Origin of the sequence: Photobacterium sp. GSS17 (genome assembly GCF_028621875.1) — a bacterium.
Taxonomy (GTDB): Bacteria; Pseudomonadota; Gammaproteobacteria; order Enterobacterales; family Vibrionaceae; genus Photobacterium; species Photobacterium ganghwense.
Map to the genome: position 1 here is coordinate 2,110,214 of NZ_CP117517.1, position 15,574 is coordinate 2,125,787.

The following is a 15,574-nucleotide window of genomic DNA, read 5'->3' on the forward strand; positions in this document are numbered from 1 at the left end:
TGAGAGCGATAGGTAAAATCTAAATCTGCTCATATTTTAGTCGGCAGTGACATTTGCGCCTTTTGGGCGCCCCATTATGCGGCAGAACTGACTGTATGCCTAGCCTGACGTGGCAGGTATTACCACCTAAGTGGTCGATAAAGCGACAAGATGGCGGGTATAAGCATGTTGCGGCTGTGAAAATAAGGTTTCCGTGTCCCCCTGCTCCACAACTTGCCCGTTTTTCAAGACTAACGTGTAGTGGCATAAAGATTTAACCACATTTAAATCATGGCTAATAAACAGGTAACTGAGCCCGTATTTTTCCTGCAGGGATTTTAAAAGAGACAGCACCTGAAACTGAACCGTGCGATCCAGTGATGAAGTCGGCTCATCGAGCAAAATAAATTCAGGCTTTAAGACTAACGCGCGGGCAATCGCAATGCGTTGACGCTGCCCGCCGGAAAATTCATTCGGGTATCGGTGGCGAGTTTCTGGGTCAAGCTCGACCTCGCGCATCGCCTCACAGATTACCCGGTCTTCCTCCTCTGGGGACAATGCAAGGTGTACTTTCAGCCCTTCACCGATGATCTGCGCAACAGACATCCGCGGATTAAGCGCCGAAAAAGGATCCTGGAATACCACCTGCATTTTACTCCGGTACGGAAGCATGCCTTTGCGGCCTAACCGGGAAATCTCGTGACCATCAAACCGGATCACACCTTCGCTGCTGAGCAACCGTAAAATCGCCATCCCTGTGGTAGATTTACCCGACCCGCTCTCTCCGACCAAACCAACGCTGTGCCCGCGGCGCAGCACAAAACTCACATCCGTCACGGCTTTGATATGATCCTGTACCCGCTTAAGAACGCCGCCTTTGATAGGAAACCAGACCCGCAGTTTTTCGATTTCGAAGACCGGTTCAGCATTCCCCTTCACCGGCACAGGGGAACCGGAAGGATCGGAATGGATCAGTTTGATGGTGTAAGGATCTTGCGGGTTATCAAAAATCTCGCTGCGGCTGTTGGTTTCCACCACCTTGCCCAACTGCATGACCGCGACCCGATCGGCAATTTTTTTCACGATGCTGAGATCATGGGTAATAAACAACATCGCCATACCCATTTCTTTTTGCAGCTTTTTCAGCAAGTCCAAAATCTGTGCCTGCACCGACACATCCAACGCTGTGGTTGGTTCATCGGCAATCAGTAAGTCCGGTTCGTTAATCAGTGCCATTGCTATCATCACACGCTGGCGCTCACCGCCGGACAACTCATGAGGATAAGCCTGCAGCCTTTTCTCCGGATCGCGTATCCCGACTTTCTGCAGCCACTCCAGTGCCAGCTTTTCTCCGGCCTGTGGCCGCATACCGCGGTGAATGGCCAAGGTTTCGCACAGCTGGCGACCAATTTTGTGTAACGGGTTAAGTGACATCATCGGTTCCTGGAAAATCATGCCGATATAATTGCCGCGTAACTGGCGCATGTCCCGTTCACTGCAGTGCAGCATGTTTTTCCCGTCGTACAGTACCTCACCGGACAGATACCGGGCACTGGCTTTGGGCAACAACCGCAGGATGGCATTGGCCGTTACCGATTTTCCCGACCCGCTCTCCCCCACCAGAGCCAGCGTTTCGCCGCGCCGCAAGGTCAGACTGACATTGTCCGTTACCTGTGACACCGTTTTGCCGCTCTGAAACCCGACCGACAGATCTTTAATCGTTAACAGTGCTTTGGTCATAATTCTCATCTGACATAGTTTATCGCTGCCATGAATTAACTTTGATGGTGGGGGTCGAAGGCATCGCGTACCGCCTCACCGACAAACACCAGCAAACTCAGCATCAGCGACAACACCACAAAAGCAGACAATCCCAGCCAAGGAGCCTGCAAGTTGGCTTTCCCCTGCGCCAAGAGCTCCCCTAATGAAGGGGAACCGGCTGGCAAGCCAAACCCCAGAAAATCCAGTGACGTCAATGTAGTCACCGAGCCACTCAGAATAAACGGCATCATGGTTAACGATGCCACCATGGCATTGGGTAACATATGCCGCAGCATGATGCGTCCGTCACCGACTCCCAGCGCTTGTGCCGCCCGCACATAATCAAAGTTCCGGCAGCGCAAAAATTCCGCCCGCACCACCCCAACCAGTCCCATCCAGCTAAACAGCACCATGATCCCCAGCAGCCACCAGAAATTCGGCTCGACGAAACTGGACAGAATAATCAGCAGGAACAAGGTCGGCATCCCCGACCAGACTTCAATAAACCGCTGACCGAATAAATCTGTCCAGCCTCCGTAATAGCCCTGGCACGCGCCGACAATCACGCCGATAATGGTGGAGATAATGGTCAGCGCAAATCCAAACAGAACAGAGATTCGAAACCCGTAGATGATTCTGGCCAATACATCCCGCCCCCGATCATCAGTGCCGAGCCAGTTCACATGATCCGGCGGCGAAGGTGCCGGTCCCTCCAGGTTATAGTTGATGGTATCGTAGCTAAAGCGGATAAGCGGCCAGTAGATTTTGCCATCGGCCTCTATTAACTCCGCCACATAAGGGTCGGTGTAGTCAGCCTCAGACTGAAACTCTCCTCCAAAACGGGTTTCCGGATACGCGGTAAAAACAGGAAACAGCCACGCCGACTGATACCGAATCAACAGCGGCTTGTCATTGGCAATAAACTCTGCGAAGAGACTGACGACAAACAGCAACAGAAAAAACCACATTGACCAGTAGCCGCGTTTATGTGCCCGGAAGCGCGCCCATCGCTCTCTTGTCAGAGGGTTCACAGCCATCAGCGTGCCTCAAAATCAATGCGTGGATCCACCAGGGTATAAGTGATATCCGAGATAATATTCAACAACAGGCCGAGCAGCGTCATGATATAGAGCGAGCTGAAGACCACCGGATAATCCCGTTGTATCGTCGCTTCAAAGCCCAGTAACCCAATGCCTTCCAATGAGAACATGACTTCAATCAGCATCGCGCCGGTAAAGAAAATACTGATAAAAGCCGCCGGGAACCCGGCAATGATAATCAGCATGGCATTACGAAACACATGCCGATACAAGATGCGCTGTTCGTCCAGCCCTTTCGCCCTGGCGGTAACGACATACTGCTTATTAATTTCATCGAGAAAGGAGTTTTTGGTCAGCATGGTCAGCGTGGCAAATCCCCCTATAACCATGGCCAGGATGGGCAACGTCAGGTGCCAGAAATAGTCAGCAATCTGCTGATACCAGGCCAGCTCATGGAAGTTGGCAGACACCAGCCCCCGCAGCGGAAACCAACTGACGTAATTGCCGCTGGCAAAAAAAATGATCAGCAAAATGGCAAACAGGAAGCCCGGAATGGCGTAACCGACGATCACCACCGCACTGCTCCAGACATCAAACCGGGAGCCGTGCCGGACAGCTTTGGCGATCCCGAGCGGTATCGAGACCAGATAAATGATGAGGGTGCTCCATAACCCCAGCGAAATCGACACAGGCAGCCGCTCAATAATCAGATCGATGACATTTCCGCCCTTAAACAGACTGTCTCCAAAATTGAAGGTGACGTAATTTTTGAGCATGTCGAAGTAACGCTCATGCAGCGGCTTATCAAAACCAAACTGTTTTTTTATCGCCTCCACCACTTCCGGATCCAACCCGCGCGAACCACGATAGCCGGATGCCTTTTCTGCCGGCTCGGGCGCGCCAACTTCTTTCCCGCCACCGGAAAAGCGCTCCATGATACCGGAGCCGTGCCCTTCCAACTGCGCCACGGCCTGCTCCACCGGCCCGCCGGGCGCAATCTGGATCACAAAAAAGTTAATGGTGATGATCGCCCAGAGGGTCGGAATCACCAACAATAAGCGCCGGATAATATATGCGGTCATACGCTAGCGCCGTTTTTCCGGTAGCTTGGCAACTTTGGCGGGATCAACCCACCAGGTATCTTTACCGAGCGCATATTTGGGTCGAATGGCTGGCCGCGAGAATTTATCCCAGCTGGCGACCCGAAACTGACTGATGTGCCATTGCGGAATGACGTAGAAATTCCACTGCAACACCCTGTCGAGAGCCCGTCCCAAATCCAGTAACTTGTCCGGGTTCTCCTGATTCTCGGCAATCTGTTCAGTCAGGTAATCGATAGCCGGATTCGTGACCCCGGCAGTGTTATAAGTACTGTCTAAAAACTTGCTGTTCCAGGCGATCAGCAAATTAGGGCTGGGGTAAGCATTTGCACTGTAGCCGGAAGACACCATGTCAAAATCCCGATCGCGTACCCGCTTAATATACTGGGTGGTATCGACAGTCCTCAGCCGCATATCGATGCCCAGTAGCTTGAGATTTTTCTGAAACGGAATCGCGATACGTTCTGTCGACGGACTGTACATCAGCAGCTCAAAGGTGAATGGCTCTCCGGATTTCACGTTAGTCATTACCTTATCCCGCACCTCCCATCCTGCTTCTTTCATTAGTGCCAGCGCAGTACGCAACTGGGAACGGATACGGCCAGAGCCATCGGTCATCGGCGGCTGGTATTCCTCGGCGTACACCCTTTCCGGGATTTTCTCTTTGACCGGGGCTAAAACAGCCACTTCACCGGCAGACGGCAACCCTTTGGCTTCGTAGTCGGTATTTTGAAAATAACTGCGGGTCCGGGTGTACTGCTCGTAGAACAGGGCCTTATTCATCCACTCAAAGTCCATGGCGTAAGACAGTGCCTCGCGAACTTTCGGATTATTGAACACCGGACGCTGAATATTAAAGACAAACGCCTGCATCGCCTGCGGTATCTGATGCGGAATTTCTTCTTTTACAATAAAGCCTTTGTCAAAGTTGGGGCCTTCATACAGGGTGGCCCAGAATTTAGCGACGTTTTCTTCCCGGATGTCGTATTCCCCGGCTTTAAATGCCTCTAGGGTGACAGTTTCATCCCGGTAGTAGTCATACCGGACAGTCTCGAAATTATTGCGCCCCACATTAACCGGTAAATCTTTGGCCCAGTAATCTGGTACCAAGGTGTAGGAAACGCTTTGTCCCGGCTTGTAGTCACTGATTTTATAAGCACTGCTGCCCAGAGGTGGGGTGTTCAGCGGCTCACTCAGATCTTTATCCTGCCAATAATGCTTCGGTAATACATTCATTCCCTGCACCAACGCCAACAAAATCTCGCGATTCGGTTTGGTCATCTCGATACGGGCAGTCAGTGTGGACTTGGCGATAACCGATTTAACATCCTTGAAGTAAACCTTGTACTGCGGAACTCCCTGCGCCATAAATTTATCGAACGTAAAGGCCACATCCTCAGCGGTTATCGGGTGCCCGTCATGGAAGCGGGCGGCCGGATTGATATCGACCTCCATCCAGGCATAGTCATCACTGTACCTGACTTTCTCCGCAATCAGAGGATAGGCGGTATCAATTTCGTCGGCGGCAGAATAAAAGAGGGTATCGTAGATGGTGTCGCTGCCAGCAGCTGACACACCCCGCGAGGCATAGCGGTTAAAACTGTCAAAGGTTCCGACCTCGGCATAGACTACATTGCCGCCTTTGGGGGCCTGTGGATTCACATAATCAAAATGCGTAAAGTCCGGCGGGTATTTGGCGGTGCCAAACCCAACCAGAGCACGAGATTCAATGACGTCAGCCTGTGCGGCACCGGTCAGCAAGCCTATCATCAATACCGCCAAGGTGGTCTTTAACATCCATCCCTCCCTGTACATGACCTGACCTGACAAGCTGTTTTTGCCGCCTCGTAAACAAACAAGCCGGTACAACATCTTCATTTACGGCCAGATTTAAACGTCAGAAAAAGTCAACTTGGTATATTTTTACGATAGGCTACGATCCGGAAACCGACAAATTCCGCCGGTGTTCTCTGCGTTTTCTCTTCCTTTCATTCTTACAGTCTGAAACATCCATTTACCGTAGGTTACGTATAAAACCGGGTGAACACGTACCTTTTCGGCCTTCTGAAAAACCAGCTTGTCACAGGTAAACAGAGGTGCAAACACAGGTGCAAACACAGGAAGTTTCTTGTCTTATAGGGGCATGACGCCAGCAGTGATACCCAGCAAAAGTCTCGGGTTGCATGGTTTCAGTGATACATAGCATGAATATATGATGACGCCGAAAAACTGCTGCTTTCACGACTGGTAGGCAAAGCGGATAACAGCTAGAATTAAGCCGATTTGTAAAGTGACGGCAATGGGTCGATTCACTGATAAAAGTGGATTTACGGCATCATGCTGCCTGTTAAACAGGCCATCAAGCGATGGAAAACACTCACATGTCAGCACGGAGTAGGATTGCACATGCCAGATAACACAAAATGTTATGGCAGATATCCCAGTGGATTTATTGAGCGTTTGAGCCGTAAATCCTGAAAAGACGGAGCAAAAACAAGCAAATGTTCATTTTATCGTAAATGAACTATGTCATGTTTGTCTAAATCAGTGATATACTCCCCCACCGAATAGTGACAGTAATTGTTTATAGAGAAAAACAATGACAGATTTATCTAAATACAGAAACATTGGTATTTTCGCGCACGTTGATGCGGGTAAAACTACCACTACTGAACGTATCCTTAAGCTGACTGGTAAGATCCACAAGATCGGTGATACTCACGACGGTACTTCTACTACTGACTTTATGGAGCAGGAAGCAGAGCGTGGTATTACAATCCAGTCTGCAGCAGTGAGCTGTTTCTGGAACGATCACCGTCTGAACGTAATCGATACTCCGGGACACGTTGACTTCACAGTTGAAGTATACCGTTCTCTGAAAGTACTTGACGGTGGTATCGGTGTATTCTGTGGTTCAGGCGGTGTTGAACCTCAGTCTGAAACTAACTGGCGTTACGCGAACGAATCAAACGTATCTCGTCTGATCTTCGTTAACAAACTGGACCGTATGGGTGCGGACTTCTTCAACGTAGTTGATCAAGTTAAAAACGTACTTGGCGCGACTCCACTAGTTATGACTATGCCAATCGGCCGTGAAGAAGACTTCGTAGGTGTTGTTGATATCCTGAACCGTAAAGCATACGTTTGGGATGACTCTGGTCTGCCAGAAAACTACGAAATCCAAGACGTTCCAGCTGACATGGTTGACGAAGTTGAAGCTTACCGTGAAGAGCTTGTTGAAACTGCTGTTGAGCAGGACGACGACCTGATGGAAGCTTACATGGAAGGTCAAGAGCCTTCTATCGAAGAACTGAAGCGTTGTATCCGTAAAGGTACTCGTGACCTGGCGTTCTTCCCTACTTTCTGTGGTTCTGCGTACAAAAACAAAGGTATCCAGCTTGTTCTGGACGCAGTTGTTGACTACCTGCCAGCTCCAACAGAAGTTGATCCTCAGCCACTGACTGACAAAGAAACTGGTGAGGCAACTGGTGAAGTTGCAACTGTATCTGCAGACGAACCATTCCGCGCACTTGCGTTCAAGATCATGGATGACCGTTTCGGCGCCCTGACTTTCGTACGTATCTACTCTGGTAAACTGGCTAAGGGTGACACTATCCTGAACGCCGCTACTGGTAAGACTGAGCGTATCGGCCGTATGGTTGAGATGCAAGCGGACGACCGTAACGAGCTGACTTCAGCACAAGCTGGTGACATCATCGCTATCGTTGGTATGAAGAACGTTCAGACTGGTCACACTCTGTGTGATCCTAAGCACGAATGTACTCTTGAGCCAATGATCTTCCCAGTACCAGTAATCTCTATCGCTGTTGCTCCTAAGGACAAAGGCGGTTCTGAGAAGATGGGTATCGCGATCGGTAAGATGGTTGCAGAAGATCCATCATTCCAGGTTGAGACTGATGAAGAAACTGGCGAAACTATCCTGAAAGGTATGGGTGAACTTCACCTGGACATCAAGGTAGACATCCTGAAGCGTACTTACGGCGTTGACCTGGTTGTTGGTCAGCCACAGGTTGCTTACCGTGAGACTATCACTAAGCCAGTTGAAGACAGCTACACGCACAAGAAGCAGTCTGGTGGTTCTGGTCAGTTCGGTAAGATCGACTACCGCATCAAGCCAGGCGAGCAAGGTTCAGGCTTCAAGTTCACATCAACAGTTGTTGGTGGTAACGTTCCTAAAGAATTCTGGCCTGCAGTAGAAAAAGGCTTCCAAGGCATGATGAACACTGGTCCTCTAGCGGGCTTCCCTGTTCTTGATGTTGAAGTTGAGCTGTTCGACGGTGGCTTCCACGCAGTTGACTCATCTGCAATCGCATTTGAAATCGCAGCGAAAGGTGCATTCCGTCAATCTATGCCTAAAGCTGGTCCACAGCTTCTAGAGCCAATCATGCACGTTGACGTGTTCACTCCTGAAGATCACGTTGGTGACGTAATCGGTGACCTTAACCGTCGTCGTGGTATGATCAAAGACCAACAAGCTGGCGTGACTGGCGTACGTATCAAAGGTGACGTACCTCTGTCTGAAATGTTCGGCTACATCGGTTCTCTGCGTACAATGACTTCTGGTCGTGGTCAGTTCTCTATGGAGTTCGCACACTACGCTCCATGTCCAGCGAACGTTGCTGAATCAGTAATCGCTGCTCAGAAAGAGAAAAACGCTAAGAAGTAATTGTTAAATTACTTTAAGTGTTAAAAAACCCGGTTGTTTCGGCAACCGGGTTTTTCTTTGTCTGAATGATAGTCTCGTTGCGTTTCGAACCCGCCTTCATGGCATGTGCACTCATGCAGTCCAAGCAGTCCAAGCAGTCCAAGCAGTCCAAGCAGTCCAAGCAGTCAGGTTAATTCTGGCAACAAAACATAAGGTACCAAGGCTTAAAACGACTGATATGCCAAGCTAAAGAACAAACAACGACTCAGCCTCCTTTCTTTCACCGCTATTCAAAGGTATCCAGAAATCGCTTTAATGCTGCCATATCCTTCACTCTAAGTTCCTGGCCCTGCTTTTCTATCAGATTCTTATCTATCAGCTCTTTGACTGCCCGGCGATAAACCCGACCAGATGTGCCAAACCGCTCTGCTTCAAGCCCGGATTTTTCAAACGCACCTAGTAATACACTTTCCTGCTGACGATGCCATAAGTCATAAGCAATGTTATAAGTAATTGGGTGCAAAAGGCGATGAGTCGATATTGCCAGTGAATCCTGATAATCAAACGCCAGTGCACTGGCAAAAAACAGTGAAAACTCAGGGCGCTCAGTCAGTAAGTCGGCGACTGCCTGCAGACTGATAACATCCACTTCAATTTGCTCTTCTGCTACCACACTCCATTGGCAAAAGGTACCGTTAAATAATTCCATTTCGCCAAAAACATGGTAATCACAATCAACTTCCCCCAGCTGAAAACGGCGTCCGTTCACCGCAGACATGTTGATGGAGACCTTCCCTCCAGACACAAGATACAGGCTCTCTACTACCTGTCCCTGTCTTAGAAGCACATCACCTGACTGGAAATACTGGCTGGCAATACGACACCGATAAAACGCCTCACGAAATGCAGGATAAAGTGAGTTTAAATGCTCAGTAAACCGCCCTGTTGAATAAGGTTTTAATTGCATAGATACACAGCAAATGAATATTTGTAGAAAAGATACTTTGCATGCTAGCGAAACCACTCCGCTGGCACAATGCAGTCGGTCACAATCACTGCCTCGCTTACCTCAAGCCCTAGCCCTTCATAGCTCGGAACTCAAGCAGTCAAAATAAAAACCAGACAAAATAAATCAAAACAGAGGGGGGAACACATAAGGGGAAAAACAAAAAATTCAGCACGAGAGGAATGCATTGGAAGCTGTGATTTTTGTTCATGACCATAAACGGCCTGGAAAAACGCGCCAGATAAAAAGAAAGCCCGACACAGAGTCAGGCTTAGTTTTACCAGCGTTAAGCTGCTATAGCAGAGCAAATCGGCAACTTACTCCCTTCGCGGAGCATTCTACTTTCAAAAGTCAGCAGGCTTACACTCATCTCATGCCACTAATCTCGTGCCACTAAGGCTGCGAAACCAACGCATGCAGGGCCGCTTTAACGGCAATTTGTTCACCCTGCATCAATTGGTCGTCGTCATTGGCATACTGGCTCACGCCTTCCTGGACATCCTGCTGATACAGCACCACGTTATTGAGTATTGATGCCACTTTCAGCCCCCGCAGCTTACCCACCGTTAAAAGTGCCGACGTTTCCATGTCTGCGCCCAGCACGCCTTTCTGGTGCCAATAGCGGCAAATATTCTCTTCCTCATCGGTATAAAAACTATCATGAGAACGAACGATTCCCCGGTGGAACACAGCGCCACTTTGCTGCAGATACGAGTCCAGAGCAACCAACAAGTGTGGATTTGCCACTGCAGGAAATCCGGCTTCAACGTACGCTTTCGAGCCCCCTTCGTCCCGGACCGCTCCTTCTGCCACAATCACCTCTCCTAACCCAATATCAGGTTGTAACGCCCCGGCTGAGCCTACCCGAACCAGATACCTGGCACCACACTTCACCAGTTCTTCAAGCGCGATAAGTGCTGACGGTGCGCCAATTCCAGTACTGCATACGGTGATCATTGTGTTCTGATACTGTCCTTGCATCACACGGTATTCACGGTTTTCAGCCAGTAATTCAGAATTATCCAGCAAGGCAGCAATACGGTTGACCCGATCAGGCTCACCACAGACAATCACACGTTCCGATACCTGCTCAGCACTGACTGCGATATGGGGTTGTTTACTCATAGTCATACCGAAGCCTCAGGTGCCGCCTGTTGCGAGGATTGTTTTTCTTGGTTCTGTTTCGCCGTTTTCATCCAGGTTCGGGTACCGTTTGCTGCAATAAATAGCAAAATCGCGTATTCCAGAGACAAGGCATACACACCCTGTGCCGCATAGATACCAACGCTGATTACGTTAATCACCACCCATAGGATCCAGTTTTCAACGTACTTACGAGTCATCAGGATCTGTGCTACAACCGACAATACCGTCATGGTCGAATCCCAAAACGGAAACGCATCCGGTTCCAAGACTGGATGAGCTAACTCAGCCCCAAACAGGTTGAGTGTATTAACGGCCAGTTTAGCCAGCATCGCAAAAAACGGATCAATATAGAGTGTCAGTAAAGCGATAGAACACGTACTGATTACTGCGGTTCCCAGCAGCTTCTGCTTGCTCAACCAACGAACCTCCAACCGCTCCCCTGTATCAGAAGCAGGTCGGGTCCACGCATACCAGCCATACACATTGGCGCAAAAGAAAAACAACTGAAGCAACAGGATGCCGTACAACTGGATTTGATAAAAAATAATGGCGAAAAGCGTGACATTAATTAACCCGAACAGGTAATTAATGGTTTTTTCCTGACTGGCGTACCAAATGCACAGTAAACCGAATACGGTACCAATCGCTTCGATCCACGACATCGCGTAACCGCCACCGATAGGGATAGTTACCAGAGTATTGTTGATATCAAAAAAAGCGGTCAAGTCCATCTCATTACCCTTTTGTTATTGGAATAAAAACAGGTGCTATTGTAAACAGCACCTGTTTGAAAGGATGAGGACATTTGTCCGCCCGGGTTTGCCGGAGGTCATAAATCAGCACATTTGTGCTTTCTGATTGATATCGAGCTGATCGCTTTACTGACTAGATCTCGCTGACAGCGCCACAATGGGTCAGGTAGTTCATCAGACCATATTCTTTCAGCCATGCCAGTTGCTTCTCTCGCTTAACCAGGAAACGGCCGCTGTAATTAATACCGTTTGCAAACACACCTTCAATATTGTTGGTAGTGCGTGGCAGTACTAACATCCATTCCCGGGTCAATAACAGGTTATATGGTCGACATTCCCCCTTGGCATCTGGCCCAATATCCAAAGCCGCCAGAGCATGTAAATACATTTTATGTAAAGTGCAGGCATCAAACGCATCCATCAGATAACGCTCGTGTTTGAAAGGTAACTGACCGCTTTTAATCCTTGCCGCTAGCGGGATGTCTGTTTTAACCAGCTGCATATGACGATGAGCCTGACTGGCTCCGGCGACAGGGCCACAATTATAAAAGCCCAGTACATCGTCCTTATCAAACCCGAGTATCCAGGCTTCAAAATCCGCGATCGTCAGTGCGGAAACCTGAGGGATAAACGCTTTGGAGCAAATCAGCAGGTGGGGTGAAAGCACAGGAAACTTATTTAGCAGACACACATAGTTTTCACCGGCCTCGGCGACATACAAATCAGGTTCATAAGGTAAAAACGGGTTCACTTTTGCTTGGCTATCAATCGGGGCTTTACTCGCAATCGGCTTTTTCCCCGCATTGGCCGTCACAACATGGCCCAAAAAGCGAATATTGTCTTCCTCAATGACCTGAGCCTCAGTAGTGATCGGCATCAGCTCACCTAGGGCCAGCGCACGGGCAGCAACGCCCTCAGCCTTGTTCCAGAACATGCTTTCTATCCTTTTGTGTCTTATGCCTTCACTATACTCGTATTTTTAAAGCCTTATCTACCTTGATGCGAGGTAAAAACCTGCCTTTTTAGGCAGTAGCACGTTTATCTCATTTATCCTTTTTTACAGGGGCACAACCAAAATCAATGGTGTATTTTTAAGTTTACACTTTGAGATTTTACCTCTAAATCGATGTTTGCGCAGGGTATAGCCGCACCATATGAAAGTTTGTATTATCACTGCCATTGGATTTGCTGCTTTACCCTATTCCCTAAAGTACTCCAAAAGCAGCATGGAATCTTTGTTTGGTCACTGAGATTTCTATCGGCAATTTTGTTTGGTCGCATCTTGCCACTCCAAGCCAATAAAAAAGGCGTTTACCTAAGGTAAACGCCTCTTTCCACGATGCTTTTTGTTAGTATTTTGTTAGGTTTTATCGCCCAATTAGATCAACTCGGCACCCAGCAGAAAACACCCGAACAGGAAGCTCAGTCCCATAGCCAGTTGGCCACCGCCTACCTGATAGATCATGCCGTTGGTATCTACCATGAAGTTTGATTCATCCTGTCCACGCAGTTTCACTGTCATTGCCATCGGAATGAAAATGGCCAGGAATACCAGAATGATGCCCGCGTAACCCAGTACAGCCAGGAACTTGTCCGCCGCGGCCAAGGCGCCAACCAATGGCAGAATAAAAGTGACGACATAAGTGACAGCTCGGTTCTGGCGTAAAATATCGCGGTTCTGATCAAACAGTGCCATTGCCACCCCCAGGAAAGACGTCAGCAGTGCCAGGCCGGTAAAGACCGACAGAATGACTTTGATCATGCTGTGTTGTGCACCCAATGCGGAGATAAGCTCAGAAACACTTGCAAAATCAACCATTTGCTCTGCACTTAGGTTGCCCATTGCTGCATAAAGCCACAACAGGTAACAAACCAGCGGAATCGATGAGCCAAAGATCACCATGTTACGCAGCTCAGTATGGCTGGCGTCTTTGTTGTAAGTAACCAGAGAAGGAATCACCACCATAAAGCCGAAGCTGGTGAACAGGACTGAACTGGTTTTAACCAGAGCCACTTTGCTGTCACTGGTTGCAGTCATCAGGTTATCCAGAGAAATACCCGGAACCAATGAAAGCAGAGTCAGACCCAGCATCACCACCATAATGGCAAACAGCACACGGTTGATTTTATCGATAACAGCTGTACCAGCCGCCACCACTGCACCGGCAATCACGGTAAAAGCTATCTGGCTCTGTGTATTACTGACTTCAACATTCACACCTGCCAACAGTTTGTTGAGCAAATCCCCGGCACCGATGATATACGCCATCAGCAAACACACTAACAAGGCATATAACAGGCCATTCGTGACCAGTTGACCGCCCTTACCCAGCGTTTTACGGGCTATGGTATTCATACCAAGGCCGCCACCAGCTTTAATGCTGGCTTCCAGCAACAATAAGGCTGCATAGGTTGTACCCAGCCAGATCATCGCCATAAACAATGTGCCCCATACCAGACCAAACTGGGCCAGTACCATCGGGATGGCTAACATACCTGCACCAAGTGCAGTCCCTGCAATGATTAGAGAACTTCCAAGTAACTTCAGTTTCACAATGCTATCTCTTCTGTTGTGTCTGCTCGCCGCCAATAAATGACGCGACAATCCATTAATATTTATATAAGTGACTGATTTTTATGTATAAAAAATACAGCAACGATCAGTATAGGTGGTTATTTAAAAAACTGACCAAGTTGTAAAGCAGATACGCGACCGTAAAACTGGAAACTTTTGGAAGGAAAAGTGTAAAGAAAAGCGTTCGCTACGCGATGAGAGGTATGACTGAGGACAGGAAGCTGTGCGCATCCCGTAGACTGATTGTTCATTTATCGTACTCCAAAAAACGATATATCCCTGCATGTCAGGTATTCATCCAATGAATACCCTTATTTTGTTTGGTCAAGTAGCAACTTATATAGCTGAAGTACAAATCACAACAACCACAATTGAAATCTTAGATTCCAATTGTGGTTACCGTTGAGTGGTGGTTTATGACTTACCAGAAATAGCTCAGGAAGGATTGGCTGGTGTTAGTTTGCCATTTTACCGGGATGAGTGAGTAACACAGTGTCTACAGTGAGGCCTTTACGCACAACGACACTGTCGGCCTTATACGGGCGTGTTTCTATCAGCCTGGGCACGACTCTTTCCTCTTCAACAATTTTCACATATTGCAGCTGTCCGATACGATAGAGGCTTGATTGTGGAATCAGCAATACAGCCTGTTCACCTGTTCGAATCGTCACCCGGCCAAACATCCCGGGGTAAAGCTGCCTTTCAGGCTGAAGTGCGGATAAGGGTAAAGCCAGTTTAACAATCACACTGCGTGACCCGGTATCGGATGCCGGCGTGATCTCTTTTATTTCCCCTTCCAGTTCCTGTTTGAGAGCAGGCAATACCATCGGCCACCGCTGGCCCAGTTGCAATAAATGCCGCTCGCTGGCCGGTATCGAACTTTCCAGCATCAGCGTTTGCGGATTATACAAACTCAGCATGGCAACGCCGGGGGATGCAATATCTCCTTTGTGTACATTCTTCTGGGTGATGACTCCATCAAAAGGAGCCGCAATAATGCTGTAGCCGTAAGTGGTTTGTGCTTCTTCCAAGGATGCCTGCTGCCGTTTCAATTCAGCCTGCGCGGTCTGAAGCGTACTCAGGGCATTATCCAGTTGTGATTGTGCCACCAGTTTCCGCGCCATCAGCGACTGCATCCGGTTAAATTCTTTTCGTGCAACATTCAGTTGTGCCTGTGCACTGGCCAGTGCCTGTTCGGTCTGCCGTACTCTCGCATCCAGATCCAGGTTGTCCAGTCGTAACAGAATATCACCAGCCTTAACCTTGTCCCCCACATCCACCAGCACATCAGCCACCTGCGCAGTGAGACGGGCCGACAATGTCGCTTGCTGATCTGCCACTATGGTTCCGATGTAACTTTGCTGAACCGGGATTTGCGTCATACTGACTTTGACAGTTTCACGACCGGCAAGCGGTTCCCCGGGTAGTGGCTGGTTCTCCGTTCCCAATTTAGTGACAAAGCCACCGGAAATGGCGAAAAATAATACGCCGAGCGCGGTAAACGCGGCGACTGTCAACAGACCTTTTTTCCTGTTCATTATCCGACTCC

11 protein-coding genes are annotated in these 15,574 nt (G+C 48.8%); 1 reads left to right on the forward strand and 10 read right to left on the reverse strand.

From position 1 onward, the window contains the following. Positions 1 to 126 precede the first annotated feature (126 nt). Genes PGW97_RS09470 through PGW97_RS09485 form a run of 4 tightly spaced genes read right to left on the reverse strand, consistent with a single transcriptional unit; the run spans position 127 to position 5,677 of the window. A complete protein-coding gene (locus PGW97_RS09470) occupies positions 127 to 1,719 on the reverse strand; it encodes an ABC transporter ATP-binding protein (protein WP_273857170.1) in 1,593 nt (530 codons plus the stop codon). Between the two features lie 35 nt (positions 1,720 to 1,754). Continuing rightward, a complete protein-coding gene (locus tag PGW97_RS09475; protein ID WP_047883559.1) occupies positions 1,755 to 2,777 on the reverse strand; it encodes an ABC transporter permease in 1,023 nt (340 codons plus the stop codon). After that, complete coding sequence (locus PGW97_RS09480) at positions 2,777 to 3,862, reverse strand: microcin C ABC transporter permease YejB (RefSeq protein ID WP_273857171.1); 1,086 nt, start codon at positions 3,860 to 3,862, stop codon at positions 2,777 to 2,779. Before PGW97_RS09480 ends, PGW97_RS09475 begins: the two co-directional genes overlap by 1 nt. Positions 3,863 to 3,865: 3 nt before the next feature. Then, positions 3,866 to 5,677: an extracellular solute-binding protein gene (locus tag PGW97_RS09485; RefSeq protein ID WP_443147102.1), complete on the reverse strand. Its 1,812-nt coding sequence runs from the start codon at positions 5,675 to 5,677 to the stop codon at positions 3,866 to 3,868. Between the two features lie 802 nt (positions 5,678 to 6,479). Here PGW97_RS09485 and fusA point away from each other — a divergent pair. Continuing rightward, on the forward strand, positions 6,480 to 8,567 hold the full coding sequence (fusA, locus tag PGW97_RS09490) for an elongation factor G (RefSeq protein WP_047883556.1): 2,088 nt from the start codon (positions 6,480 to 6,482) through the stop codon (positions 8,565 to 8,567). A 265-nt stretch (positions 8,568 to 8,832) separates the two neighbouring features. On the opposite strand, the gene PGW97_RS09495 is transcribed toward fusA, so the two are convergent. From PGW97_RS09495 to PGW97_RS09520, 6 genes are all read right to left on the reverse strand, one after another. Continuing rightward, the gene (locus tag PGW97_RS09495; protein ID WP_273859656.1) at positions 8,833 to 9,513 is read right to left on the reverse strand and encodes a Crp/Fnr family transcriptional regulator; all 681 of its coding nucleotides are present in this window, start codon (positions 9,511 to 9,513) and stop codon (positions 8,833 to 8,835) included. Between the two features lie 432 nt (positions 9,514 to 9,945). Next, positions 9,946 to 10,677, reverse strand: a complete 732-nt coding sequence (locus tag PGW97_RS09500) for a nucleoside phosphorylase (protein ID WP_273857172.1) — start codon at positions 10,675 to 10,677, stop codon at positions 9,946 to 9,948. A gap of 2 nt (positions 10,678 to 10,679) precedes the next feature. Then, positions 10,680 to 11,429 carry a nicotinamide riboside transporter PnuC gene (pnuC, locus tag PGW97_RS09505; protein WP_273857173.1) on the reverse strand — a complete coding sequence of 250 codons (750 nt, stop codon included), beginning with the start codon at positions 11,427 to 11,429 and terminating at the stop codon, positions 10,680 to 10,682. 154 nt (positions 11,430 to 11,583) lie between these two features. Continuing rightward, complete coding sequence (locus PGW97_RS09510; protein WP_273857174.1) at positions 11,584 to 12,384, reverse strand: DUF4922 domain-containing protein; 801 nt, start codon at positions 12,382 to 12,384, stop codon at positions 11,584 to 11,586. Between the two features lie 444 nt (positions 12,385 to 12,828). Beyond that, on the reverse strand, positions 12,829 to 14,004 hold the full coding sequence (locus tag PGW97_RS09515) for an amino acid permease (RefSeq protein ID WP_047883551.1): 1,176 nt from the start codon (positions 14,002 to 14,004) through the stop codon (positions 12,829 to 12,831). Between the two features lie 476 nt (positions 14,005 to 14,480). Continuing rightward, positions 14,481 to 15,563: an efflux RND transporter periplasmic adaptor subunit gene (locus tag PGW97_RS09520; protein ID WP_273857176.1), complete on the reverse strand. Its 1,083-nt coding sequence runs from the start codon at positions 15,561 to 15,563 to the stop codon at positions 14,481 to 14,483. Positions 15,564 to 15,574 lie beyond the last annotated feature (11 nt).